The sequence below is a fragment of the Arthrobacter sp. BE255 genome (genome assembly GCF_031457335.1).
Classification (GTDB): Bacteria; Actinomycetota; Actinomycetes; order Actinomycetales; family Micrococcaceae; genus Arthrobacter.
Genome location: NZ_JAVDWK010000001.1, coordinates 211,313 through 237,331, shown reverse-complemented (window position 1 = coordinate 237,331; position 26,019 = coordinate 211,313). Strand labels below are relative to the sequence as shown.

At 63.0% G+C, this 26,019-nt stretch carries 22 protein-coding genes; 12 read left to right on the top strand and 10 right to left on the bottom strand.

From position 1 onward, the window contains the following. Positions 1–47: 47 nt before the first annotated feature. From treZ to glmS, 6 genes are all read right to left on the bottom strand, one after another. Positions 48–1,820 (bottom strand): malto-oligosyltrehalose trehalohydrolase, encoded by a 1,773-nt coding sequence (treZ, locus tag J2X42_RS01160; protein ID WP_310161339.1) that lies wholly within the window; start codon positions 1,818–1,820, stop codon positions 48–50. After that, positions 1,817–4,129, bottom strand: coding sequence for a malto-oligosyltrehalose synthase (gene treY, locus J2X42_RS01155; protein WP_310161337.1), 2,313 nt, complete (start codon positions 4,127–4,129; stop codon positions 1,817–1,819). Before treY ends, treZ begins: the two co-directional genes overlap by 4 nt. Then, positions 4,126–6,381 carry a glycogen debranching protein GlgX gene (glgX, locus tag J2X42_RS01150; protein WP_310161335.1) on the bottom strand — a complete coding sequence of 752 codons (2,256 nt, stop codon included), beginning with the start codon at positions 6,379–6,381 and terminating at the stop codon, positions 4,126–4,128. The genes treY and glgX overlap by 4 nt, the downstream gene beginning before the upstream one ends. Before the next feature lie 115 nt (positions 6,382–6,496). Continuing rightward, entirely contained in the window at positions 6,497–8,032 is a 1,536-nt protein-coding gene (locus tag J2X42_RS01145) for an NAD(P)H-hydrate epimerase (RefSeq protein WP_310161332.1), read from the bottom strand. A gap of 37 nt (positions 8,033–8,069) precedes the next feature. Next, a complete protein-coding gene (locus J2X42_RS01140; protein WP_131131341.1) occupies positions 8,070–8,417 on the bottom strand; it encodes a holo-ACP synthase in 348 nt (115 codons plus the stop codon). Between the two features lie 5 nt (positions 8,418–8,422). After that, on the bottom strand, positions 8,423–10,315 hold the full coding sequence (gene glmS / locus J2X42_RS01135) for a glutamine--fructose-6-phosphate transaminase (isomerizing) (RefSeq protein ID WP_310161329.1): 1,893 nt from the start codon (positions 10,313–10,315) through the stop codon (positions 8,423–8,425). Positions 10,316–10,462: 147 nt separating this feature from the next. On the opposite strand from glmS, the gene coaA reads away from it, so the two are divergent. From coaA to mscL, 3 genes are all read left to right on the top strand, one after another. Continuing rightward, positions 10,463–11,428, top strand: coding sequence for a type I pantothenate kinase (gene coaA, locus J2X42_RS01130; protein ID WP_310161328.1), 966 nt, complete (start codon positions 10,463–10,465; stop codon positions 11,426–11,428). Positions 11,429–11,433: 5 nt separating this feature from the next. Next, on the top strand, positions 11,434–12,318 hold the full coding sequence (locus J2X42_RS01125) for a M15 family metallopeptidase (RefSeq protein ID WP_310161327.1): 885 nt from the start codon (positions 11,434–11,436) through the stop codon (positions 12,316–12,318). 86 nt (positions 12,319–12,404) lie between these two features. Then, the gene (gene mscL, locus J2X42_RS01120) at positions 12,405–12,794 is read left to right on the top strand and encodes a large conductance mechanosensitive channel protein MscL (RefSeq protein WP_310161324.1); all 390 of its coding nucleotides are present in this window, start codon (positions 12,405–12,407) and stop codon (positions 12,792–12,794) included. A gap of 91 nt (positions 12,795–12,885) precedes the next feature. On the opposite strand, the gene J2X42_RS01115 is transcribed toward mscL, so the two are convergent. After that, positions 12,886–14,799: a hypothetical protein gene (locus tag J2X42_RS01115; protein WP_310161320.1), complete on the bottom strand. Its 1,914-nt coding sequence runs from the start codon at positions 14,797–14,799 to the stop codon at positions 12,886–12,888. 14 nt (positions 14,800–14,813) lie between these two features. Further along, the gene (glmM, locus tag J2X42_RS01110) at positions 14,814–16,175 is read right to left on the bottom strand and encodes a phosphoglucosamine mutase (protein WP_310161318.1); all 1,362 of its coding nucleotides are present in this window, start codon (positions 16,173–16,175) and stop codon (positions 14,814–14,816) included. A 159-nt stretch (positions 16,176–16,334) separates the two neighbouring features. Here glmM and J2X42_RS01105 point away from each other — a divergent pair, with 159 nt between their 5' ends. Further along, positions 16,335–18,149, top strand: a complete 1,815-nt coding sequence (locus J2X42_RS01105) for a glycosyltransferase family 39 protein (protein WP_310161317.1) — start codon at positions 16,335–16,337, stop codon at positions 18,147–18,149. A gap of 105 nt (positions 18,150–18,254) precedes the next feature. Here J2X42_RS01105 and rpsI read toward each other — a convergent pair whose 3' ends face one another. Both rpsI and rplM read right to left on the bottom strand, forming a co-directional pair. Beyond that, a complete protein-coding gene (rpsI, locus tag J2X42_RS01100; RefSeq protein WP_050684362.1) occupies positions 18,255–18,761 on the bottom strand; it encodes a 30S ribosomal protein S9 in 507 nt (168 codons plus the stop codon). A 38-nt stretch (positions 18,762–18,799) separates the two neighbouring features. Next, positions 18,800–19,243: a 50S ribosomal protein L13 gene (gene rplM / locus J2X42_RS01095; RefSeq protein ID WP_015937805.1), complete on the bottom strand. Its 444-nt coding sequence runs from the start codon at positions 19,241–19,243 to the stop codon at positions 18,800–18,802. A gap of 297 nt (positions 19,244–19,540) precedes the next feature. Here rplM and J2X42_RS01090 point away from each other — a divergent pair, with 297 nt between their 5' ends. The 8 genes from J2X42_RS01090 to J2X42_RS01055 all read left to right on the top strand — a co-directional run bounded on the left by J2X42_RS01090 (position 19,541) and on the right by J2X42_RS01055 (position 26,018). Beyond that, entirely contained in the window at positions 19,541–20,206 is a 666-nt protein-coding gene (locus J2X42_RS01090) for a prepilin peptidase (protein WP_310161314.1), read from the top strand. 280 nt (positions 20,207–20,486) lie between these two features. Further along, positions 20,487–20,687, top strand: coding sequence for a Flp family type IVb pilin (locus tag J2X42_RS01085; RefSeq protein ID WP_310161313.1), 201 nt, complete (start codon positions 20,487–20,489; stop codon positions 20,685–20,687). Between the two features lie 161 nt (positions 20,688–20,848). Next, positions 20,849–21,049, top strand: coding sequence for a Flp family type IVb pilin (locus J2X42_RS01080; protein WP_310161312.1), 201 nt, complete (start codon positions 20,849–20,851; stop codon positions 21,047–21,049). A 77-nt stretch (positions 21,050–21,126) separates the two neighbouring features. Then, on the top strand, positions 21,127–21,516 hold the full coding sequence (locus J2X42_RS01075) for a pilus assembly protein (RefSeq protein WP_310161309.1): 390 nt from the start codon (positions 21,127–21,129) through the stop codon (positions 21,514–21,516). Next, a complete protein-coding gene (locus J2X42_RS01070) occupies positions 21,504–22,520 on the top strand; it encodes a pilus assembly protein TadG-related protein (RefSeq protein ID WP_310161306.1) in 1,017 nt (338 codons plus the stop codon). Before J2X42_RS01075 ends, J2X42_RS01070 begins: the two co-directional genes overlap by 13 nt. 257 nt (positions 22,521–22,777) lie before the next feature. Next, positions 22,778–23,335, top strand: coding sequence for an RcpC/CpaB family pilus assembly protein (locus J2X42_RS01065; protein ID WP_310161302.1), 558 nt, complete (start codon positions 22,778–22,780; stop codon positions 23,333–23,335). Next, the gene (locus tag J2X42_RS01060; protein ID WP_310161299.1) at positions 23,332–24,537 is read left to right on the top strand and encodes an AAA family ATPase; all 1,206 of its coding nucleotides are present in this window, start codon (positions 23,332–23,334) and stop codon (positions 24,535–24,537) included. The genes J2X42_RS01065 and J2X42_RS01060 overlap by 4 nt, the downstream gene beginning before the upstream one ends. After that, positions 24,534–26,018 carry a CpaF family protein gene (locus J2X42_RS01055; RefSeq protein WP_310161297.1) on the top strand — a complete coding sequence of 495 codons (1,485 nt, stop codon included), beginning with the start codon at positions 24,534–24,536 and terminating at the stop codon, positions 26,016–26,018. Before J2X42_RS01060 ends, J2X42_RS01055 begins: the two co-directional genes overlap by 4 nt. Position 26,019 lies beyond the last annotated feature (1 nt).

Sequence of the window (26,019 nt, the reverse complement as noted above, 5' to 3'; positions counted from 1 at the left end):
GTTACGCCGCGGGCTGACACAATCAGCCCGCGGCGCAGCAGCCGGAGCTACAGAGCCCTTACGACGGCGGCACTCCACGGACCCAGCGCCAGCAAACCATCACCGGCGGCGGGCACTTCCTCGGTGGATAGCAGCACTGTTCCCCCAGCACGGTCGAGCGTGATCTTCTGCTCGGACAGGTTCAGCAGCACCTCAACGGATCCGCGGCGGAAACGCAGCCAGCCGGCGTCGTCGTCGAACTCCACCTTGGTCTCCGCGAACCCCAGCCCTGCCAGCTCCGGATGCTCGCGGCGCAGCGCGGCGAGTGAGCGGTAGAGCTCCAGCAGCCGCGCGTGGTCACCGTGCGAGGCCTCGGCCCAGTTCAGTTTGGAGCGGCGGAACGTTTCGGGGTCCTGCGGGTCGGGTACGACGGCGGGATCCCACCCCATCCGTTCGAACTCGCGGATCCGGCCTTCCGCCGTCGCCTTACCCAGCTCGGGTTCGGGGTGCGATGTGAAGAACTGCCACGGGGTGGACGCGCCGAATTCCTCGCCCATGAACAGCATGGGCGTGAACGGCGACGTCATGGTCAGGACCGCCGCGACAGCCAGCTGCCCGTAGGACAGCGACTGGGAGAGCCTGTCCCCCGTGGCCCGGTTGCCGATCTGGTCGTGGTTCTGGTTGCAGACCACCAGGGCCGCGGGCTCCACGAGCGAGGTGTTGATGGCCCTGCCGTGGTGGCGGCCGCGGAAGCTTGAGTAACTGCCGTCGTGCAGGAAGCCGTTTTTGAGAACCTTGGCCAGAACGGCCAGCGACTGGAAGTCCCCGTAGTAGCCGGTGGTCTCCCCGCTGACGTTGACGTGGACGGCGTGGTGGAAGTCGTCGCTCCACTGTCCGGCCAGGCCGTAGCCGTTGGCATCGCGCGGGTAGAGCAGCCGCGGGTTGTTCAGGTCCGATTCGGCGATCAGGGTTTTGGGCAGCCCGGTTTCGGCCGAGATGGCGTCACCCAGCGCACCGAGGTCCTCCAGGATGTGCACCGCGCGCTCGTCCCGGAGGGCATGGACGGCGTCGAGGCGCAGGCCGTCCACGTGGTAGTCCCGCAGCCACAGCGCGGCGTTGTCCAGGATGTACTCGCGGACCACGTCCGAGCCGTGGCCGTCCAGGTTGACCGAATCGCCCCACGTGTTGGCGTCGCCCTGCTTGAGGTACGGCCCGAACCGGGACAGATAGTTGCCACTGGGTCCAAGGTGGTTGTAGACAACGTCCTGGATGACCCCGAGCCCGGCGGCATGGGCGGCATCCACAAAACGCTGGTAGGCCGCAGGCCCGCCGTAGCCTTCGTGGACGGCGTACCACTGGACGCCGTCGTAGCCCCAGTTGTGCGTCCCGTTGAAGCCGTTGACGGGCAGCAGTTCCACGAAGTCCACGCCCAGGTCAGCAAGGTAGTCGAGTTTTTCCGCGGCTGACTCCAGCGTTCCTTCCGGAGTGAACGTCCCCACGTGGAGCTCGTAGATGACGGATCCGCGGAGTTCCTTCCCCTGCCAGCCGGCGTCCTGCCAGTCATGGTCGCGGGGGCTGAACGTCCGGGACAACGCGTGCACCCCGTCAGGCACGCGGCGCGAACGCGGATCCGGCAGCGGATGCGTGTCCCCGTCCAGCAGGTAGCCGTAGTCAGCGTCGCCTTCCGCTGGGGCGCCGGGGGCGGTCCACCAGCCTTCGGTCCCGGGGGCGCTTTCCAGCTTCGCCATCGGGTAGTGCGTCCCGTTCGCCAGCAGCGTCACGGCCGATACGTCCGGCGCCCAGACGTCGAAGCGTCCGGAGCCTGAGTGGGTCAGGCTCATGAGTCGTCTCCGTCCGCCGGTACCAGCAAGGCCACCGGGTAGGTACCCAGGATTTCGGCCACCGAAACGGTGCCGGGACCAAAGCTGTTGCCGGTGAGTTCGTCGCGCAGGGAGCCGGGGAGTTCGACGGCGGTGTCCCGCCATCCGCCGCCGGCTTCCAGCCCGGCGGGAAGCCGGGTAGCCAGGGTCAGCGCCCCGCCCCGGTCAAAGGCCAACAGGTGTCCCGCTGCGGACCCGGATGCCACGACAGGGTTGTAACTGTCGAAAAGTCCCGGCTTGTCACGGCGCAGGCGGAGGGCGCGGGAGGTGACCAGCAGCTTGCTGGCTTCCGTGCCTGCGCCAGGCAACAGGCCGCCGTCGAGCCTTGCCAGTTCCTCTTCACGTCGGGTGAAGTCCACCGGTCGCCGGTTGTCGGGGTCGGTCAGCGACCGGTCCCAGAATTCCGTGCCCTGGTACACATCCGGAACCCCGGGCATGGTCAGCTGGATCAGTTTGGCGGCCAGCGAGTTGGACGCTGCAAAGGACTGCGTCCGTGCCACGAAATCCTCGATGACGGCGGTGACCCGCGCGTCGTCGAAAGCCGCGTCAACAGCTGCCCTGACCGTCGCTTCGAATTCTTCGTCCGGGTCGGTCCACGTGGTGGAGTTGCCCGCCTCACGTGCAGCCTTCTGCGCGTAACCCTGCAGCCGTTCCCGGGAGGCCGGCCAAGCGCCGACCACTGCCTGCCACAACAGGTTGGCGAAGGGGCCGTCCGGAACCGGCGCAAGCTCCTGGAGCGCGCCCAGCGTGGCCGTCCAATCCCCGGGCAGCTCGGAGATGACCGAGATCCTTGCCCGGGCGTCCTCGCTGCGCTTGGTGTCGTGGGTCGACAGCGTGGTCATGGATTCCGGAAGTTCCGCCAGCCGCCGGCGCATCCGGTGGTGGAACTGCTCCGGTGCCACGGAAAACTCGGTGGGTTCTGCCCCCACCTCGGTGAGCGTGCCCAGCCGGGTGTAGCGGTAGAACGCGGTGTCCTCCACGCCTTTGGCCATCACCATGCCGGAGGTCTGCTGGAAGCGTACGGCGATCGCGGTGCCGGGATCGAGCAGGAGGGGCAGCAGCGTGCCGACGGCCACCTCGAGGTCCGGGCGGCGTGCCGCCGCCGACTCGCAGGCTTCCTTCAGCACGTCCGCGCCCACCGGCAGGTAGGAGCGGTAGACCGGGAACGCGGCGATGATTTCGGCGATCGCGTCGGCGGCCCCTTCCTCCGAGAGCCCGTGGGAGGCGGGAACCAGCCGGGCCAGCCGCAGCACCTCGGAGCGCAGGATGCCGTCGGCGATCATCCGCTTGGTGCCGCGGATCATTTCGGCGTAATCGGCCGGGGAACCGGTCCCGCGCAGCTGCGCGTCCAGCGCATCCAGCCCTGCCTCACCGGCCGGGTCCACTAGGACCCGGTCAACCTCGGCCAGGGCGTCGTAGCCGGTGGTTCCCTCACACGCGAACTCCCCCGGCAGCACCTCGCCGGGTTCCAGAATCTTCTCCACCAGCACGTAGGCGCCGCCGCTGAGATCCTTGAGCCAGCGCAGGTACCCGGCAGGGTCAGCCAGCCCATCCGGGTGGTCCACGCGCAGGCCGTCCACCAGTCCCTCAAGGAACCAGCGGCCCACCTCGGCATGGGCCTCCTGGAAGACCTTCGGGACCTCGACGCGGATGCCTGCCAGCGTGTTGACGGCAAAGAAGCGCCGGTAGTTCAGTTCGCTGTCCGCCCGCCGCCAGGAGACCAGCTCATAGTGCTGCCGGTCATGGACGGCACGTGGTGAATCGCCCTCAGAGTAGGAGCCCGCCGCCAGGGGAAAGCGGTGGTCGTAGTAGCGAAGTTCGCCGTCCTTGACCTCCAGCTGGTCCACATCGTCATCGGAGCCCAGCACGGGAAGCCGGATCCGGCCGCCGCCGAAGTCCCAGTCGACGTCGAACGCGTCCGTGTACCGCGAGTCCTGGCCCTCCGCCAGCAGCGACCACCACCACGGGTTCTGCGCCGGGGACGCCACGCCCACATGGTTGGGGACGATGTCCACCAGGACCCCCATGCCGTGCTCGCGGGCTGCCTTGGACAGGGCCAGCAGCCCGTCCGGGCCGCCGCGCTCCGGGTCAATTGCGGACGGGTCCGTGACATCGTAGCCGTGGTCGGAGCCCTGCTCCGCCGTCAGGATCGGCGACAGGTAGACCCAGTCGGCCCCGAGGGACTTCAGGTACGGGACCTTCGCTGCCGCATCAAAGAGCGTGAAGCCGGGCCGGATCTGCAGCCGGTATGTGGACGCCGGAACCCTCATTTTGCAGGGCCTTTCGGCTTGCTGACCTTCTTCGTTTTCCTGGGCTCCGGCACGGTGGGCGTACTCAGGGCTTCGGTCTCGCTGGTGCTCGTCTGGGTCAGGGCCGCCAGCGACGCAGCTACGGAATGATCCGGCTCCGACTCCTCCACCATGTGCGCCCGCAGGACCACCAGGGACTTGGCATCAACCGGCAGGGACTTGCCCGCTGCCACTGGAGCAGTGTCCGCGTTGTGCCCTGCGGTGTCGATGATGATGTCCCACGCCGGCGCGTACTCGTCGTTGGGCAGCGTGAAGTCCACCATGTCGTCGTGCGCGTTGAAGTACAGCAGGAAGTTCACATCGGTGATCCGGCGGCCGCGGACGTCCTTGCCCTGGATCCCGTCGCCGTTGAGGAACATGCCCACGGACCGGCCGAAACCGCTGTCCCAGTCCTCGGGTTTCATGGTGTCGCCGTCGACGTCGAGCCATTCGATGTCCGGCAGCCGTTCCCCTTCGCCACGCAGCACAGGCCGCCCGTCGAAGAACCGGCTCCGGCGGAAGGTGGGGTGCTTGGCCCGCAGCGCGTTGACGGCGGACGTGAACTCCACGAGGGGCTGGTCGATGTTCTCCCAGTTGATCCACGTCAGCTCGGAATCCTGGCAGTACCCGTTGTTGTTGCCCTGCTGGGTGCGGCCCAGTTCGTCACCATGCAGCAGCATGGGGACACCCTGGGACAGCAGCAGTGACGCGATGAAGTTCCGCTGCTGACGGGCCCGCAGGCCCAGGACAGCCGGATCATCCGTGGGACCTTCGGCTCCGCAGTTCCAGGAACGGTTGTGGGACTCGCCGTCGTTGTTGCCCTCGCCGTTGGCGTCGTTGTGTTTCTCGTTGTAGGACACCAGGTCGGCCAGGGTGAAGCCGTCGTGGGCCGTGACAAAGTTGATGGACGCGACGGGGCGGCGGCCTGAGTGCTCGTAGAGATCGGCGGAGCCGGTAATGCGCGAGGCGAATTCGCCCAGGGTGGCCGGCTCGCCGCGCCAGAAGTCGCGGACCGTGTCGCGGTATTTGCCGTTCCATTCCGTCCACTGCGGCGGGAAGTTGCCTACCTGGTAGCCGCCGGGCCCAACGTCCCAGGGCTCCGCAATGAGCTTGACCTGGGAGACGACGGGGTCCTGCTGGATGAGTTCAAAGAATGTAGAGAGCTTGTCGACGTCGTAGAACTCGCGGGCCAGGGTGGAGGCGAGGTCGAACCGGAAGCCGTCCACGTGCATTTCCGTGACCCAGTACCGCAGGGAGTCCATCAGCAGCTGCAGCGAGTGCGGCTGGCGGACGTTCAGCGAGTTGCCGGTGCCGGTGTAGTCCATGTAGTGCTTCTCGTCGCCCTCCATCAGCCGGTAGTAGGAGGCGTTGTCGATGCCCTTGAAGGACAGCGTGGGGCCAAGGTGGTTGCCTTCGGCGGTGTGGTTGTAGACCACATCGAGGATCACTTCGATGCCGGCGCGGTGCAGGGACCGGACCATGGCCTTGAAGTCCTGGACCTGCTGGCCGGTGTCCCCGGTGGAGCTGTAGGTGTTCTGCGGCGCGAAGAAGCCGATGGTGTTGTAGCCCCAGTAGTTGTTCAGGCCCTTGTCCTGCAGCGTGCCGTCATTGACGAACTGGTGCACGGGCATCAGCTCGATGGCGGTGACGCCAAGCTTCTGCAAGTGGGAGATGACGGAGGGGTGCGCCACGCCGGCGTAGGTGCCGCGCTGCTCCTCGGGTATCTCGGGGTGGAGCTGGGTGAGGCCCTTGACGTGGGCCTCGTAGATGACTGACTTGTGGTACGGAACGCGGAGGTTGTGGTCGCCGTCCCAGTCGAAGAACGGGTTGATGACCACGCCCATCATCATGTGCGGGGCGGAGTCCTCGTTGTTGACGGAGTCCGGCTCGCCGAGGTTGTAGGAGAACAGCGACGGGTCCCAGTCCACCTGCCCGTGCACGGCTTTGGCGTACGGGTCCAGGAGGAGCTTGTTGGGGTTGAACCGGTTGCCGGAGGCGGGGTCATACGGTCCGTGGACGCGGTAGCCGTACTTCTGCCCGGGCTGGACCTGGGGGATGTAGCCGTGCCACACGTAGCCGTCGACCTCGTCCAGCCCGAAGCGGGTCTCGACGCCGTTGTCATCGAAGAGGCACAGCTCCACTTTTTCGGCACGTTCGCTGAACAGCGCAAAGTTGGTGCCGGTTCCATCGAAGGTGGCTCCCAGCGGATAAGCCGATCCGGGCCAGATTTCCATGCGTGCTCCTCATCGTTGTTCGGCAGCAGGCCCGGACATTCCGGTGCCCACTGCCCTGCAGAACCTATGCTTACCGTAATGCGTGCCTGTGACTATTACGTTTCCGGGCCACCTGTTAAGTAAGCATGCTGACTTTACCCCAAACCTCAGGTATGGCGTCCGCGATCCGGCCCGCGGTCAGCGGCCCGCCGGCAGACGCGGCCGCTCCGGCCCGGCCGTGCAGGCTCGCCGCCATGGCGGCGATGGCGGCCCAGCGCTCGTCCGGATCGATGCCCGCATCACGGAAGCGGCCGACGTCGGACCCCAGCTGGGCGAGCAGCGCACCTATGATTCCGGCCAGGACGTCACCGCTGCCGGCGGAGGCGAGCCAGGGGGTGCCGTCCGCCTGGCTGTAGAAATCCTGGAAGGGCGATGCCACCAGCGTGGTGGCGCCTTTGAGGAGGACGGTGGCCTCGGTGAGGCCCGCGGCGTGCCGGACGGCGCCGAGGGTATTCGCCTCCACGGCGGAACGTTCGGTCAGCGAGTGGTCGGCATCCAGCCGCTGCAGCAGGGACGCGAGCTCGCCGGCGTGCGGCGTCAGCACCATCTGCGGGGCCAGGATCAGCGGCAGGCCGGGAAGCGCTCCGGCGTCGGCCACAGTAGGCAGCCCCGAGTCCACGGCGTCCCGCGCGCGCCGGAGCTGGTCGTGGTCGTCGGGACCCATTCCCGAGCCCACCAGCCAGGCCTGCACGTGGGTGTCCGCCACCGCGCCGGTGCTGCACACCACCTCGGGACAGGACTGCCGGACCAGGTCCGCCACCTCTGGCGGGCCCAGGTAGCGCACCATGCCGACTCCGGCGGCGAGCGCGCCACGGCAGGCGAGCACCGCGGCTCCGGGATAGGTGGCGGAACCCGCCACGACGCCCAGCACGCCTCGGGAATACTTGTGTGAACGCCGCCGGGGCTGCGGGAGGAGCCGCACCAGGTCCGCGCTTTCCAGCCTCCGCAGCGCAGGCCATGGGAGGTGCTCCTCGATCCCGATCGGCACCACCTCGACGCGGCCCGCGTGGTCGGCGCCCGGATCGGCCAGCAGCCCGGCCTTGGCGGCACCGAAGGTCACGGTCAGGGCGGCGGACAGCACCGGGGCGTGGGCCGCGCCGGTGTCGGCATCAACGCCGCTGGGCACGTCACACGCAACCACCAGGGGCAGGCTGCTGCGGGAAAGCGCCACTACCAGGGCGGCAGCAGCTCCGCGGAGCCCGCCCCGGGCGCCGGTCCCCAGGACAGCGTCAATCACGACGTCGGCACCTGCCACGTGCGCCGCCAGCTCGCCGGAGTTGGAGTCGGTGAGCCGGTGCACGCGGCCGCCTGCCCGTTCAAAGGCGGCCAGTGCCTCGGGGTGCGCGGAGCCGGCGGTGAGTACCGCCGTCGTACGCATTCCCCGGGCGGCCAGGAAGGACGCGGCGAAAAGGCCGTCACCGCCGTTGTTGCCCTTGCCCGCGAGGACGGCAACGCCGGCACCGTAGAGCCGCTGCCCGCGGGCGCGCAACTCGCGGACCACGGCGGTGGCGAGGCCGTGCGAGGCGCGCTGCATGAGCACAGCACCCATGCCGGCGTCCAGCAGGGGCTGTTCGGCCTCCCTGACCTGGGTTCCGGTGTAGGCGCTGATCATGTCGTCAGTCCCGCTGGCAGGTCCAGCCTGTGGGCTTTCAGCCTTCGGCCAGGACCGTTGCCGTGGCGATCCCGCCGTCGTGGCTCATGGACACATGCCACCGCTTGACGCCCTTGGCCTCAGCCACCGCAAGAACGGTGCCCTTGACCTGGATCGTGGGGCCGTGCTGGTCCAAACCGATCCAGCAGTCCTGCCAGTTCATGCCGGCAGGCGCGCCCAGGACCTTGGCCACCGCTTCCTTGGCCGCGAACCGCGCGGCCAGGGACCGGGTGTTCAGCTCCCGCTCCGCGGGCACAAACAGCCGGTCCCGCAGCCCGGGGGTGCGTTCAAGCTGGCGGCCGAACCGCTCGATGTCTACAACGTCTACGCCTATGCCAACAATCATGCGGCTTATTCTACGGTGACGCTCTTGGCCAGGTTGCGCGGCTGGTCCACGTCGTAGCCCTTGGCCGAGGCGAGTTCCAGTGCGAAGATCTGCAGCGGCACGGTGGCCAGCAGCGGGGCGAGCAGCGTGGGCGTCTCCGGAATGTAGAAGACGTGCTCGGCGTAGGCCTTCACGGCCTCATCGCCTTCCTCGGCAATAACGATCGTCTTCGCGCCGCGGGCCCGGACTTCCTGGATGTTCGAGACGATCTTCGCGTGCAGCGAATCGCGGCCGCGCGGGGACGGGACCACCACGAAGACCGGCTGGCCTTCCTCGATCAGCGCGATGGGCCCGTGCTTCAGCTCGCCGGCAGCGAAGCCTTCGGCGTGGATGTACGCGAGCTCCTTGAGCTTCAGCGCACCTTCCATGGCCACCGGGAAGCCCACGTGGCGGCCCAGGAACAGCACCGACTTGGCGTCCTTCATCGACCGGCCCAGTTCCTTGATCTGGCCTTCGTTATCCAGGATCCGCTGGATCTTGGCAGGGATCTTGCCCAGGTCCGCCAGGATGTCCTTGATTTCGCCCTGGAACTTGTTCCCGCGCAGCTGTGCCAAATACAGGCCCAGCAGGTACGCGGCGGTGATCTGCGCCAGGAACGCCTTGGTGGAGGCCACCGCGATTTCCGGGCCGGCGTGGGTATACAGCACGGCGTCGGATTCACGCGGGATGGTGGACCCGTTGGTGTTGCAGATGGACAGCGTCTTGGCGCCCTGCTCCTTGGCGTAACGGACGGCCATCAGGGTGTCCATGGTTTCGCCGGACTGGGAGATGGACACGATCAGGGTGTTGGCGTCCACGATCGGGTCGCGGTAACGGAACTCGTGGGACAGCTCCACCTCGGTGGCGATCCGGCACCAGTGCTCGATGGCGTACTTGGCCACCTGCCCGGCGTACGCGGACGTGCCGCAGGCCAGGACGATGATCTTGTTGACGTTCTTCAGCAGCGCCGGGTCGATCCGGAGCTCGTCCAGGGTCAGCTTGCCGTTGATGTCCGAGCGGCCCAGCAGCGTCTGTGCCACGGCGTTGGGCTGGTCATGGATTTCCTTCTCCATGAACGACGGGAAGCCGCCCTTTTCGGCGGATTCCGGGTCCCAGTCCACGTGGTATTCCTTGCCCTCGGCCGGGGCGCCGTAGAAATCGGTGATCTCCACGGAATCAGCGGTGATGGTGACGATCTGGTCCTGGCCCAGTTCCACCGCGCGGCGGGTGTAGTCGATAAAGCCGGAGACGTCGGAGCCGAGGAAGTTCTCACCCTCGCCCAGGCCAACCACCAGCGGCGAGTTGCGGCGGGCGGCGACGACGACGTCGGGCTGGTCTGCGTGCACGGCGAGGAGCGTGAAGGCACCCTCGAGGCGCTGGCAGGCGAGCTGCATGGCCTTGGTCAGGCCGCCGTTGCTGGTGTCGCCGCCAAGTTTGGTGCGGAAGATGTCGCCGAGCAGCGCGGCGGCCACTTCAGTGTCCGTTTCGGAGGCGAAGGTCACGCCCTTGGCCAGCAGCTCAAGCTTCAACTCGGCAAAGTTCTCGATGATGCCGTTGTGGATCAGCGCCAGCTTGCCGCCGTCGGACAGGTGCGGATGCGCGTTCTGGTCCGTGGGGCCGCCGTGCGTGGCCCAGCGCGTGTGGCCGATACCCGTGAAAGTCTCCGGCAGCGGGTTCGTTTCCAGTTCTGCGAGCAGGTTGCTCAGTTTTCCGGACTTCTTGCGGGAGGAGATGACGCCGTCGGCAACAACAGCCACACCCGCAGAGTCGTAACCCCGGTACTCCAGGCGGCGCAATCCTTCAAGGACAACATCCAGCGCACTGTGACCGGCAATTCCCTGGCCAGTCGAACGGCCTACATATCCCACGATTCCACACATGGGGTCAAGCTTATCGGCAGCCGCAAGGGAGATCTAAACTGGACAGAGCCGGGCAAGCCGTCCCAGCCGCCCTTGTTCGCCGCCGCAGCAGCGGCAGGCCACGTCTTGCATTTCGCTCTCAGCCGCGTGAAGGGCAGAATCTCTAAAGTGACTGTGCAACGCAATGAAGCGAACGGCGAAGGTGTCTCCCCGTTCGTTGAGCTGGACCGGCAGACCTGGTCCCGGCTCGCAGCCCAGATGGAACAGCCTCTGAACGAAGAGGACATTGTCCGTCTGCGCGGCCTCGGCGATCCCCTGGATATGAAGGAGATCCGCGAGGTCTACCTGCCGTTGTCCCGCCTCCTTCATCTGTATGTCGAGGCGGCCGGCCAGCTTCATGCCGCGACCACCACCTTCCTGGGTGAACAGACCCAGCGCACCCCGTTTGTGATCGGCGTGGCCGGCTCGGTGGCGGTGGGCAAATCCACCATCGCCCGCGTGCTCCGCGAGATGCTCCGGCGCTGGCCGGGCACCCCTAACGTGGAGCTGATCACCACCGACGGGTTCCTGTACCCCCTGGCCGAGCTCAAGAGGCGCCAGCTCCTGGAACGCAAGGGCTTCCCGGAGTCCTACGACCGGCGGGCCCTGCTGCGCTTCGTCAGCGAGATCAAAGGCGGCGCCGAGGAAGTCCGGGCCCCCTGGTACTCACACGTCACATACGACATCGTTCCGGACAAGGAAGTTGTGGTCCGCCGCCCGGATGTGCTGATCGTCGAGGGCCTGAACGTCCTTGCTCCCGCACGCCCGCGCCACGACGGCAAGCAGGGACTTGCCCTGAGCGACTTCTTCGACTTCTCCATCTACGTGGATGCCAAGACCTCCTATATCGAGGAGTGGTACGTGGAGCGGTTCCGCAAGCTCCAGAGCACGGCCTTCGCCCAGCCGGAGTCCTACTTCCACAGGTACGCCACGCTCTCGGAGTCCGAGGCGGAGACCACCGCGCGGGACATCTGGAAGCGCATCAACGAGCCCAACCTTGAGGAAAACGTCCTGCCCACCCGCGGCCGGGCCCAGCTGGTGCTGACCAAGGACGCCGACCATTCCATCCGCCGCATGCTCCTGCGCAAGGTCTAGCACGCATGTGCCACGACTGCGCCGCGCTTGACGGCACCCCGGCGGCAGGCGCGAGCCGGCGCAGTTTCGCCCGGTTCCTCGCGGCCGGTGCCGGGCTGACTGTCCTGGCAGCCTGCACACCCGACGCACCGGCCCAGGAGGCGCCGCCGTCGTCCGCCCCTGTTCCTGCCCCTTCCGCGGCCTCCCCCTCCCCTGCTGCGGCGACCGCTTCGGAAAGTCCGACGGCGGCCGTGGAGCCGGCGGCGCAGGCGCCTGTTGCGCCCTCGCCGGCTGCAGCGCTCCCCCGTCAGTTCTCGCTGACAGATCCGGCGAGCCCGTGGCTGGTGGTCAACAAATACAGGCCCTTGGCGCCGGCTGACTATGTGCCCGCGGACCTGGTGCGGCCCAACGTCCCGGTGACGGTTTCCGGTGAAGCAGCGCTGCTGAACAGCACGACGGCGGCAGCCGCGGAAGCGATGTTCGCTGCGGCCGCGCAGGACGGCGTCAGCATCACGCTGGCGAGCGGTTACCGCTCGTACGGCACCCAGGTGACCACGTACAACGGCTACGTGGCGGCGCGCGGGCAGGCCGATGCGGACACGGCCAGCGCCAGGCCCGGCTACTCCGAGCACCAGACGGGATGGTCCTTCGACATCGGCGACGGTGGCGGGGCGTGCGGTTTCCAGCCCTGCTTCGCGGACCAGCCGGCAGCGGTGTGGGTCAAGGCCAACGGGCACCGTTTCGGTTTCATCGTCAGGTATCCGTGGATGTTCCACCCGGTCACCGGGTACTACTACGAGCCGTGGCACCTGCGGTACATCGGCGTCGAGGCCGCCACGGACATGGCCAACCGGGGCATCAGCACGCTGGAGGAGTACTTCGGCGTTGAGGCTGCGCCCGGGTATCCGTAAAGTACGCATGCTTGGTTCCCGACACGCGGTCAGGAATTAACAGTCCTGTCATGAGGGGCTAACCCACCTGCGCTAGCTTGGATCCTATGCTGACAGGATTCAAGAATTTCATCATGAAGGGCAACGTCGTAGACCTTGCCGTCGCAGTTGTGATGGGTGCCGCATTCGGCGCCGTCGTCACCTCGATTGTCGAAGGCCTGCTCACGCCCCTGATCGGACGTCTGTTCAGTGCCAAAGGCATTGAAGAAATGCAGTGGGAGGGATTCATGTATGGGTCCGTCATCTCCTCCATCATTTCGTTCCTCCTCATCGCCTCCGCCATCTACTTTGTGGTGGTCCTTCCGATGAACCATATGATCGAACGCCGCAACCGCCGGCTGGGCATCGACAAGGACGTCAAAGAGGAATCCGGCGAAGACCCGCAGATCGCCCTGCTGACTGAGATCCGGGACGCGCTTCAGGACCGCACTCCCTAGGTTTCTCCCACGAAAAAGCGGCCCGCTTCCTTTTGGAGGCGGGCCGCTTTTGCTTTTCGAGGCGGGGGCTGGTCCACCGTCAAGAGTGCTTTTAGGGGCCAATCTTCCAGAGAGATACAGCGCCTGTTGACGCGCCAGAGTCGTAGACGGTCTCGGCAACCTTTGCACCCTTCACTTGCTCCAGCCAATTTGCCTGACAGCCGCTGTCGATCATCACATAGTCGACTCCTGCCTGCTCGGCAAGGGGCTGATTCAGGGACCCGCCGTCCCGTTGTTCGAGTAGGGTCCTGAACATCGGTTCGTTGCTCGGCCAGGCTAAACCTAGGTTGTAGAAAGCCGTCGGGAGACCGCTCAAGGCTTTCAGCCGAAATGGGTCAATACACGGGTCGGATAAAACAAGGTTTTTGGCGCGGTCGGGAACGAACCCTGCGGTCCCAGTAATTGCACGAGCCTGGGCATCTTCGAACGTGTCGGTGCCCAGCGTGTGGACAGATATTGCGAAACCGACGTAGTCAAGAAGACTGACCACAAGCACGCCCCAGAGCACTATCCCATGAGCCTTGCGCAAGAACCGCGGCCCCACTCGTAGCGGCTTCTGCCGTGTTTCGATTGGACCATTCGCACTGCCAGACGAGGCTCCTATGTGCGATGCCAGCGCCGAGTCCGCCAGACGCTGCGACCGAGCGCGTTGGGCGACAGTCACAAGGACTTGAGCGAGTACGGGAAAGGATATGGCCGCCGCCAAAATGAAGCCGTCGATCCAAAACCTGTATGGCTCTTGATTCGCACCCCACAGATCGTTTGTGGCAATAACGGACCATGCGACGGCAATGCCTATTGACAGCGATAACCATGACTTGTTTACGTATCTGACCCCCGCCCAGAATATGGTCCCGAGAAATAGGGCAGGAACAACGCCCGCAATGATGCCAAGCGGAAAGGGGACCCCAAGGTTCGCCGAAGAAAGAGACCTATACGCAAGGAAGTCGTCATGTTGAGCTATTCCAGACAGTGTGGCCAAGAGTGTTGGGGCCGCAGCAACTGCCAATCCCAATGCAGAAGCGCCTACCATTGCGGGGTGACGCTTCAAGAGAAACAGAACGCCAGGAACGGCGCCGGCCAACCCGGCTACCAACGTTGCTAGCGGACCAACGGCGTGTGAGAAGAATGTGCCCCCAAACAGCACAGCCAGGAGCAGGGCCACACTGATGATGGCGTGCCTACGGTTGCCAAACTTCGTTAAGCCGAAGGCGGCTGCGGTATAGGTCAAGAAGTACACGGCCGTAAGGAACGAGTAGGTCTGAACGTTTGCCAGCATCCCGATGGCAACACAAGCTACGACCACCACGACAGCTCTCAACTGGGGCCGTTCCTTTTTCGCGCCAGGACCTGGGAAGGTGCAGCCGACGAGTACACAGGCCGCTATGATGGCCATCGCCATACCCGCTGCCTCGCCGTTTAGGGTGAACATAGTTCCGTACGTTCCCCATAACACCCCGTGGTTGTCCAACTGGTGATACCAGGCGCCGCTGATCGGCGCTGCCAGCACACCGACCAGGCTGGGGACGAATCCAAAAACCCCGAGCACTGCACGGTTTGTCAGTCGGATCAGCAGCCAGCTTATGGACATAACCATGACCAGCTGGAATGACAAGCCGACGATCTGCCACGTTGCGATTACGTCTGCGTCGAACACTCTCGCGATGAGTCCAAGAACTACGTAATAGAGCCGCGGGTAATGGCTGGTCCCAGTCTCGGTGAAGGGTTCAACGTTGTCCAGATTGCCGTTGCTGACGTTAACGGCAATCGCCAGGTATGAATACTGATCATGGTCGAAATAATTACGGAAATTTGCCCAGCCGAAATCTTTGCTGGTGGTCAGGGGTAGGACTAGAAAACACCAGTAGCCAACGGTCGACACGACGATTGATACCAGTGAGCCAATGACGAACTCATTCCCGTTTGTTCCACTTGCCTTTTGTTTACCTAACCCCAGCGACAACAATTGGCTTCCCCCTGTCAGCCCATGGGCACTGGTACGGACAATCGTTCTTCGACAACAGCCGCAAGCTGCTTACAGATGCGTTCGGCGGTAGGCATGTCGGCGGCCTCCACCATGACACGCACCAGGGCTTCCGTTCCGGAGGGCCGCAAGAGCACCCGCCCGGTCTCACCGAGCTGCGCCGAAGCATCAGCCACAGCAGCCAGCACACCGGCGTCTGTGCCAGCGCGGGCCTTGTCCACGTCCTTGACGTTAATCATCAGCTGCGGGAGTTTGGTCATGACTGTGGCCAGCTGCTTGAGCGGCCTGCCGGTCATGGCGACCTGCGCGGCCAACTGGAGACCGGTAAGCACGCCGTCGCCGGTGGTGGCATAGTCCGCGAAGATCACGTGCCCGGACTGTTCGCCGCCCAGGTTGTAGCCGCCTTCGCGCATGCTTTCGAGGACGTAGCGGTCCCCCACTGCAGTTTCACGGATGCTGATGCCGGCCTCGCGGAGGGCAATCTTCAAGCCGAGGTTGCTCATGACTGTGGCCACGAGGACGTCGTCTTTGAGCCTTCCAGATGCCTTCAATGCGATCGCGAGGATGGCCATAATCTGGTCGCCGTCCACTTCGTTGCCTTCATGGTCAACGGCGAGGCAGCGGTCAGCGTCGCCGTCGTGTGCGATACCCAGGTGGGCGCCGTGCTTGACCACCGCTTCCTTGAGGGGGCCGAGGTGCGTAGAGCCGACGCCTTCGTTGATGTTGTGGCCGTCCGGATCGGCGCCGATGACCACGACGTCGGCGCCGGCGTCCTTGAAGACCTGCGGCGAGCAGCCGCTCGCCGCACCGTGGGCGCAGTCAAGTACCACCTTGATGCCGTCCAGGCGGTGCGGCAGGGTGCGCAGCAGGTGCACGATGTAGCGGTCTTCGGCGTCGGAGAACCGCTGGATGCGTCCCACGTCGCCACCGATGGGGCGTACCGGCTCACGGCCCATCTGGGCCTCGATCGCGTCTTCGACGTCGTCAGGGAGCTTCTGGCCGCCGCGGGCGAAGAACTTTATGCCATTGTCCGGTGCCGGGTTGTGCGACGCGGAGATCATCACACCGAAATCTGCGTCCAGGTCCGCCACGAGATATGCGGCGGCAGGCGTGGGCAAGACGCCGGCATCGTAGACGTCAATGCCGGAACTGGAGAGCCCGGCCTCCACCGCCGCGGCGATGAACTCGCCACTCGCCCGCGGGTCCCTGGCCACCACGGCGCGCGGCCGGTTGCCGTTAGTACTGCGGTTGTGGCCAAGCACGACGGCGGCCGCTTGTGCGAGCTGCATCGCCAACTCGGCTGTCAGCAGGCCATTGGCCAAGCCCCGGACACCATCTGTTCCAAATAATCTAGACATCGGGTCAAGTTTAGACGAGGCAGCCGATTAATCGTCATGGGCAACGCTCACCGTAGCCGCCACGTGCACTCGAGGTGGCCACAAACTCGTTTTTCTGTTGTATCTTCACGTTGGAGGCCAAGATGTCCACCATGGCCCGAAAACTTAAGGCGGGGGCCTATGAGTCGTAAAGAATCGCTGTGGTATATCGGGCTATTGCTTCTGGCAGCTGTCTTGTACGTCTGGAATCTGTCCATCAACGGCTGGGCCAATGCTTATTACGCAGCAGCAGCCCAGGCTGGCGCCTCCGATTGGAAGGCGTTTTTCTTTGGATCCTCGGATCTGGGCAACGGCATCACGGTTGACAAACTTCCTGCAAGCATCTGGGTCAGCTCCATGTCAGTCAGACTGTTCGGGCTCAGTTCATGGAGCCTTCTGGTCCCACAAGCACTAATGGGTGTTGGAACGATTGCTCTGACCTACGTGATCGTGCGACGCCATTTTCACATGACTGCGGCGCTGCTGGCCGGCGGAATCGCACTTCTCACACCTGCTGCTGCGGTTATGTTCCGGTACAACAGCCCTGACGCGCTGCTGACACTGCTTCTTGTCACGTCTCTATACCTAGTCGTCCGAGCCGTCGAAGACGGCCGATGGCGTTGGCTCCTCGGCGCGGGGATTGCGGTGGGTTTGGGATTCCTGACCAAGTCGGCTCAGGCGCTCATCATTCTCCCCGTTTTAGGCCTCGTTTATCTTTTTGCTGGCCCGGCAAAGATGGGACGGAGGGTGTTGCAACTTCTGGCTTCAACTGGAGCCGCGGCTGTCGCGGCCGGTTGGTGGGTGGTTATTGCCGAAAACTCGGAGGCGATGGAGCGGCCCTACGCCGGCGGTTCGTTCACGAACAGTTTTGTTGAGGTACTGCTGCGGCAAAATGGCCTGGGCAGGCTCGTTGGGACGGCCGCCGGCGGTTCTTCGCAGACAGAGGACATCAAGTCTGGACCCTTGAAACTATTAATGTACCCAACATTCGGAACACAAGGCGCCTGGCTGCTCATCATTGCAATGATGCTTTTGATTAGCTCGTTGGTGCTTTTGAGACGACGCCCTATAAATGATCCAAAGCGAGCGGTTTTACTGCTAGCTGGGGGCTGGCTTTTTGCTTATTCTGGTGTTTTCAGTTTCATGTCCGGTGTTATCAATCCCTATTATCTGGTTGCGCTGGCTCCTCCTCTGGGCATCGTCGTCGGCGCAGGTGCCCAACTCTCCTGGGCCGCAAGGCGCTGGTTGCCATTTCGGCTCGCGCACGCTGTGACATTCCTCGTTTCCGCGATGCTCGCTGCCGGATATTTGGCGATTAGCGGCGGACTTGGATCCCCTTTGGCCCTAGTCGTCTTGATTGCTGCCGTAATCCTCGCCGAGCTGCTGATCTTCAGAATTCGCAAGCGAATTGTGGTCCGAGCGACAGCAATAGCAACGACCGTAGTCTGCCTCATCGGGCCATCGTTGTTTACGATTTCAGCGGTACTCAACCCACATGTGGGAATCTGGCCAGCCGCCACCTTGCCTGCCGCGACAGTTGTTTTCGACTCGCCCGCCCCTGATGATTGGCCGGCGGATTCGACAGTTGCCGCTAGAGGTACAGCCATCGGCCACAGTCCGGATAAGGCCGTTCTCGATCTCTTGGCTGCGGACGCTAGTGGCTCGCGATGGACCGCCGCGACTCCTGGGGCATCAAATGCAGCGCGCTACCAGTTGGAATCCGGAGCGTCAGTCCTGCCCATTGGCGGCTTCAACGGCAGTACCCCCTTCCCAACGCTCAATCAGTTTCGTGACTACGCGCAGACAGGAGAAATCCGTTACTACATATCACGAAGCGATTCCGAAAATATCTCGGCCGAGGCAGGGTTTGCCGATGAAATCACGGCCTGGGTCAGGGCAAACTTCACGCCGCGCGTCATTGGAGAAATTGAGGTTTACGATCTACAGCGGCCCTAGGTTGCACCCCTGAGCAAGGGATACCGCCAATGGCGGACAGCACGACTCTTCTAAACACGGAAGCCCGCCCCGCCAATGGCGGGACGGGCTTCCGTATAAGCGGATTTAGCGCTTGGAGTACTGCTGAGCCTTGCGGGCCTTCTTGAGACCGGCCTTCTTGCGCTCGATGACGCGAGCGTCACGAGACAGGTAACCGGCCTTCTTCAGGGTGGCGCGGTTGTTCTCGACGTCGATCTCGTTCAGTGAACGGGCGATGCCCAGGCGCAGGGCGCCGGCCTGGCCGGAGATGCCGCCACCGTGGATGCGGGCGATGACGTCGTAGGCGCCTTCGAGATCGAGGATCTTGAAGGGCTCGTTGACATCCTGCTGGTGCAGCTTGTTCGGGAAGTAGTTGTCCAGCGCGCGGCCGTTGATGGTCCACTTGCCGGAACCCGGAACAACGCGGACACGGGCAACGGCTTCCTTGCGGCGGCCAACTGCTGCGCCGGCGACGGTCAGGGCCGGACGTTCCTTCTTCGGCGCAGCTGCGTCTGCAGCCGAGCTTTCAGAGGTGTAGCTGGTCAGGGTTTCCTCAGCCTCAACGGCTTCGGTGGTCTCTTCGTTCTGAGCCACGGTTCTCCTTGTATAGATAAGTTGTTTGGTGGCCAGGACTACTGGGCGACCTGGGTGATTTCGAAAGTCTTGGGCTGCTGCGCGGCGTGCGGGTGCTCTGCACCGCGGTACACCTTCAGCTTGCCCAGCTGCTGGGCAGCGAGGGAGTTCTTGGGGAGCATGCCCTTGATGGCCTTCTCAACGGCGCGGACCGGGTTTGATTCCAGGAGCTCCGCGTAGTTGACGGAGGTCAGGCCGCCCGGGTAGCCGGAGTGGCGGTATGCGCGCTTCTGCTCCAGCTTGGCGCCGGTCAGGGCTACCTTCTCAGCGTTGATGATGATGACGAAGTCGCCCATGTCCATGTGGGACGCAAAGGTGGCCTTGTGCTTGCCGCGCAGCAGGATTGCGGTCTGGCTGGCAAGACGACCAAGGACAACGTCTGTGGCGTCAATGACGTGCCACTGGCGGTTGATATCGCCGGGCTTCGGGGTGTACGTACGCACGGTTTTTGCCTCGTTCTTGTTCTGGCGTTCTTGTTTAGGTGTCACTCAAGCGTGTGCACCTACTATCTATGCGCTACCGGAACAGAGGTGAGGGCTCCATGTAACCAGTCATCCTGAGGTCCCGAATGTGCTCGTTGAGTAGTTATCCTGCAACCGGATTCTCAAGCGGGCACGCATCATCGAGATAGGACACGCACAACGACTACCAATATTAGCTTGAAGCGGGCTCCGGGGTCAAAATGGGGTAGCCGGACGTTCATACGCTGCCAACCGGTCCGACGCGTGCAGGGGGACACCGTGATTTTCTTCAATGAAGCCAGCTCGGCCGGTCCGGTGTGGGTGGCCGGTGCTGGGCTCCTGGGACTCATCCTCTCCCCGTTAGCTGAGCTGCTTATTTCCAGACTTCTGCCCCGCGTCGGTCCGATGCCTGGCCTGAGCGCAAGGATCACGACGGCGGCGATCACCGCCGCCCTCTGCGCCGCCTTCGCGTTCCGGTTCTCAGCCAACCCAGGATTGCCGGCATTCCTACTTCTCGCCGTTCTTGGCGTGCAACTGGCGAGAATAGACATCTCGCTCCATCTGCTGCCCAACCCTATGGTTCTTTCCCTGCTAATAGGGGGCCTGTTGTTCCTTTTAGCGGCCACATTTGGCGGGGAACAGTTGTCAAGCCTCGTTCGAGCACTGGCCGGCGCGGCAATTCTCTTCGTTGCCTACCTGGTTCTGGCCTTAATTTCGCCGTCGAGCCTGGGAATGGGCGACGTCAAGCTTGCCGCTCCCGTAGGTCTCTACTTGGGGTACTTAGGTTGGAGCCAACTGCTTTACGGCGGCCTGCTGGGGTTCATTCTGAACGGCCTCGTCACCGCGCTTGTAGTGGCCCGAAACGGCAAAGAACATACGGCAGAAGTGGCTCACGGACCCTCCATGATCGGCGCCACCGTAGGCATCGGGCTTTTGTTTTTCTAGTCCTGGATCGGACGCAGCCTCAATCATCGGATCGCCCGCGCATCTGTAATCCAAGTAGCCGCGCAATGATGCACCCGACTATCCGAGTACTCGCATATACGTTCCGAGTACGCGCTGAGACAGGCCCTGCAAAAGTCGAGTACTACTACGCATTGTTGCCCAGAATCGCCAATGACAATCTCTTCTTAGCGAAGTCCAGCGACCGCAAAGAATTATGGGGACAGCTGGAAATTCGTTGAAACATCACAAAAATCACTTTCATCGAATTAAGGAAAATACAATGACTTCACTGATGGTCTCAATGCTCGCATTCGTTGCCGGCGTCAAGGATCGACTCACTTCAGAAAAGGGCGCAACCGCAACGGAGTACTCACTCCTCGTTGCGTTCATTGCCCTGCTGATTATCATCGGCGTGACCGCATTCGGCACCGCCCTCAACAACTGGTTCGCGAGCCTCGGAACCCGCGTCGGTTCCTGGTAACGAGACTCCCATAGTGTGCCGCGTCGTCGATACACGGCGCGGCACATTGCTGGCACTCTCAGTGGTCATTGACCAGACGGGAGCCACCAATTAGGTCAATCGACGGGGCGATTGGTCTAAGCAACTACGCCTCGGGACAAGTTCGCAGAAAGGAACTAAAAATGACTTCATTCATGGTCTCTGTGCTGGCCTTCGTTACAGGCCTGAAGAGCCGGCTCGAATCGGACAAGGGGGCGACCGCCACGGAGTATTCCCTCCTGGTTGCCTTCATCGCATTGCTCATCATCATAGGTGTGACCGCGTTCGGCACCGCACTGAACAACTGGTTCGCATCTCTCGGCACCACAGTCGGTTCCTGGTAACCAACACTTTCATGAAGTGTGCCGCGGCAACATGTCGCGGCACACTTCGAAGCCTTCAAACACCCCTGGGGGATCCGTTGAAGAAGACCCACAAGAAAAGCACGGACCACAAGAGCCGTGGCGCCGTCGCCGTCGAGTTCGCCTTGGTCGCGCCGCTACTGCTGGCTCTCATCACCGGAATCGTCGAGTTCGCTCACGCATACAATGCCCAGATCTCGGTAACCCAGGCTGCGCGTGAAGCGGCACGAACGATGGCCGTCAAAAACAACCAAACTGACGCCAAAGCAGCGGCTGTGGCTGGAGCTCCGGGACTTACAGGAACTTTCGGGTACACGTTCGCTCCCGCCGCCTGCGCTCCGGACACCACGATGAAAGTCACCATTTCCTACAGCTCTCCAACGATGACCGGGTTGTTTGGAAGTTCAGTAAACCTGACCGGAGTAGGAGCAATGCGATGCGGCGGATAACGATTAGTACTGAATCGAAGGAGCGCGGAGCAGCCGGGGCCCTAGTGGCCGTGATGATGCTCGCGTTGATTGGTGTTGGCGCATTGGCTGTCGATGCGGGGCAAATCTACGCTGAACGCGCGCAGCTCCAAAATGCAGCAGACGCCGGCGCCCTGGCGGGCGTCGACCTTTGTGCGGCTTCCGGCTGCACGCAAGCCAACGCAAACGCTTTGGCGGCGTCGTTGGCCAACAGCAACTCCAACGATTCAAGCTCGACAGTTCAGTCTGTAGACCTTTCGGTTGCCGGCCAGGTTTCGGTCACCACCTCAACCAAAGACGGCACCACAAACGCAGGCTTCCTCAGCAAGATGTTCGCGAGCGTACTCAGCGCTCCTCCGGCCACCGTCGGCGCAACGGCAACAGCCAAGTGGCTGTACCCCACGAAAGGCATCACGGTGCTCCCGTTGACGTTCGCAACATGCGAATTCAAGGACGACGGGATGCCTCACAAGATTCTTACTCAAGGCGGTGGCGGCGGCGCCCAAGACTGCAACGGACTGAATCCGTCCAACCAGATTATTCCCGGCGGATTTGCCTGGCTTATGCCGGATGGCGGCGCCGGTTGCAAGGTGACAGCCGAGGTGGGTCAATGGAGCCCCACGAGCGCGGGCGCCGCGGTGCCGAACGGGTGCATCGATCTGTTCAATCCTTCGATCAACCCGTCCCTGGCCAATTCGACTGTGGCGTTGCCTGTCTACAAGTACACGTGCAAAGGAATGCCGGCAGCCCAGTTCGGGTCATGTAGCGGCAGTTCCGTGCAGTACTACATCGAGAAGTGGGCTGGCTTCAAGATCCAGGCTTGGAATTTTACCGGACAGGCCAAATATGACCCCACCAACGTCTTCGGCGGGAGCGAGAAGGGCCTCTACGGAACCTTCGTGGGCTACTCCGCAGATCCAAACCTCTTCACCGGAGGCACCACCACACCCAACGGCAACGTCATTGTCATCGGGCTGATCAAGTAAGCACCAACTGCACCAACTAAGGGGATAAATTGAAAACACGCCTACTGGGAGGCATCGCCGCGCTACTGGTTGCAATCATCGGCACCGTCCTCCTCATTACATATGTCCAAAGTGCCGATCAACGGGCCATGGCAGGCACGGAGACATCCGAGGTCCTCGTAGTACAGAAAGCCATTCCCGCAGGGACTCCCGCAAGCGAAATTGGCGGCTCCGTTGCCCTGAAGCCAATCCAAAAGTCCACCCTCACCGAGGGAAGTGTGACTGACCTGGCCGACCTTGGCACCAAAGTCACCGCTGTTTCCCTCGTTCCGGGCGAACAGTTGCTGACGAGCCGAATGGTTGACCCGAACTCGTTCCTCGGCCCGTCAAGGGCTGCTGTTCCGGACGGGATGCAGGAAGTTACGATCAAACTGCCCATCGAAAGGGTAGTGGGTGGAAAGATCACAGCTGGGGACACTGTCGGCATCTTCATTTCGCTTCTGGAGACGTCGACCAACGGCGCCGGCGAAACCGCAACTCAGTCCGCTGGCACTCAACTCACCTTCCACAAGGTACTGGTTACAGCGGCCCAGTTCAGCAACGGCAGCGCTGCACAGCCTGATGCCGCCCAGCAAGGCAAAGGCGACGGAGCCCTGAGCTCCGGAAACAGCAACCAAAGTGACGGCACGTACTTGATCACTGTCGCGCGGAATTCGGTTGAAGCTGAACGACTGGTATACGCAGTTGAATTCGGCAAGATCTACCTGTCCAAGGAGCCAGCCGAAGCCACAGAAGGTAACACCGGTGTGGTTGACAAGACGAAAGTATTCCGATGAGCCGCTTCGTCCTCATCACGCCTAATACCGATTTCGAGCGCCGCGTTCGGATGGCAACCGCCGGGATGCCTGGCTCCCTGCAGTTCTTCCAGGCCGACTATCTTCCGCAAGGCCCGGAGGAAGTACTCAAACAGCTTCTTGGTGAGCCGCCAGAGGTCTTCATCCTAGGCCCGGGACTGCCGGAGGACGATGCGCTTAAATTCGCGTCAGTCATGGATCTGCAGTTTCCGGAGATCAGCATGATCCTGGTGGCCAGCGAGTCGCCCGAGGTTGCCGTTCAAGCGATGCGGGCCGGCGTCCGGGATCTCCTCGACCCGGCGGCGGAGGCGGATCACATCCGGATCATCGTGGAACGGGCCAGCCTTGCCGCCGCGGGTCGTCGGAGGGGCCTCGCGCCAAGTAGCTCCGAACACCACGAACATGCAGAAGGTGGACGCATTATCGCCGTTATCTCTCCAAAGGGCGGCGTGGGCAAGACCACTGTGTCGACCAACATCGCCGTCGGGCTCGCTCAGTTCGCTCCGATGGGCGTGGTGATCGTCGACCTGGATCTCCAGTTTGGCGATGTAGCCAGCGGCCTCATGCTGGAACCCGAGCACACGATTACCGACGCTGTGGTAGGAGCTGCCAGCCAGGACTCGATGGTCCTCAAGACGTACCTCAGCGTTCATCCGGCTGGACTGTATGCCCTCTGCGCGCCGCGGAACCCGGTGGAAATGGACCGAATCAGTGGCGAGAATGTCACCCACCTGCTGAACCAGCTGAAGCAGGAATTCCAGTACATCGTGGTGGATACAGCGCCCGGCCTGGGCGAACATGTCCTGGCAACTTTGGACCTCGCCTCCGACGCGGTGTGGATCTGCGGGATGGACATCCCAAGCATCAGGGGCCTCCGCACGGGAAGCCAGATCCTGGCGGAATTGAACCTCCTGCCGGAACGGCGTCACGTGGTCCTGAATATGGCGGATAGGCGGACCGGCTTGACGCTGCAGGACGTGGAAGCCACCATCGGCGCACCCGTCGACGTTGTCCTGCCCCGGTCCAGGACCCTTCCGTTCTCCACAAACAAAGGTGTTCCCCTGCTACAGGACGGTAGCCGGGACCCCGCATCCAAAGGGCTCCGGCAGCTCGTGGACCGATTCAAGCCGAATTGGGAAGAAAGACCTCACAAGAAACTGCACAGAAGGGCGGTAGTCCAGTGAACCTCTCACGCAGACTGGAAAAAGCGCGCGGTACGGAGTCACCGACGACGCTGGTTGAGGCCGTTCCGACGAACCCGTTTACAGCACACGGTGGCCCCGCAGAGCCCGCGACCTTGGGCCGCATTCATGAGGCAAAGACGGCAGAAACGGCTCACGCCGCGGATGTTGTTGATCTCACGCAAACGGCGGCCGTTGCCAGCGGCGCCCTTGGCGCCCTCAAGGAGCGTGCCAGCCAGGCACTCTACGAAAGACTGGGCGCCCGCATCACCGATTCGTCGCTTGAAGAGGCCGAGCTCCATCAGTACGTCAAAGACGAACTCAAAATCGTCGTCGATGAGGAACAAGTTCCGCTGACAGCGACTGAGCGCCAGCGGTTAATCCGGGAGATCATTGACGACGTACTTGGTCACGGGCCAATCCAGCGGTTCCTGGACGATCCGTCAGTCTCCGAGGTAATGGTGAACCGCTTTGACCAGGTTTACGTGGAACGCGCTGGCAAACTCACGCTGACGGACACGAAGTTCGCCTCCGATGACGCGCTAAGGCGTGTCATCGAACGCATAGTGTCAAAAGTCGGCCGCCGTATTGACGAGTCGTCTCCCCTAGTGGATGCCCGACTTGCCGACGGATCACGCGTTAATGCAATCATTCCACCTCTGGCGGTCAACGGACCTGCGCTCACCATCCGAAAATTCGGAGGCGATGCACTTACCGTCCAGAAGCTCATCGGTTATGGCAGCCTTTCACCGGAGATGGCTGAACTGCTGCAGGCATGTGTCTTGGCCCGCATGAACATCATCGTCTCGGGAGGTACCGGCACAGGCAAGACCACACTGCTGAATGCCCTTTCATCGTTTATTCCGTCTTCTGACCGCATCGTCACCATTGAAGATGCTGTTGAACTGCAATTACAGCAGGACCACGTGGTCAGGTTGGAAAGCCGCCCAGCGAATATCGAAGGCAAGGGTGAAGTTGCCATCCGAGACCTCGTTCGGAACTCACTCCGGATGCGACCTGACCGCATTGTCGTCGGTGAGGTCCGGGGTGGCGAATGTCTTGACATGTTGCAAGCCATGAACACGGGACACGACGGATCGCTGTCCACCGTCCACGCAAACTCACCCCGGGACGCAATAGCCCGCTTGGAGACTCTTGTCCTGATGGCCGGCATGGACCTCCCTCTTCGCGCGGTACGGGAACAGGTGGCATCAGCCGTCAACCTCATAGTCCACATATCAAGGCTCCGGGACGGAACCCGAAGGGTTACGCACATAACCGAGGTCCAGGGAATGGAAGGGGACATCGTCACGCTTCAGGATGCATTCGTCTTCGACTACTCCGCAGGCGTCGATGCAAGCGGCCGGTTCCTGGGCAAGCCGATTCCCACGGGTGTGCGGCCGCGGTTTACCGACAGATTCGTTGAACTCGGCATCCACATCTCCCCCCATGTTTTTGGGGCCCAGCCCGCCAGGGGCCGGTAGC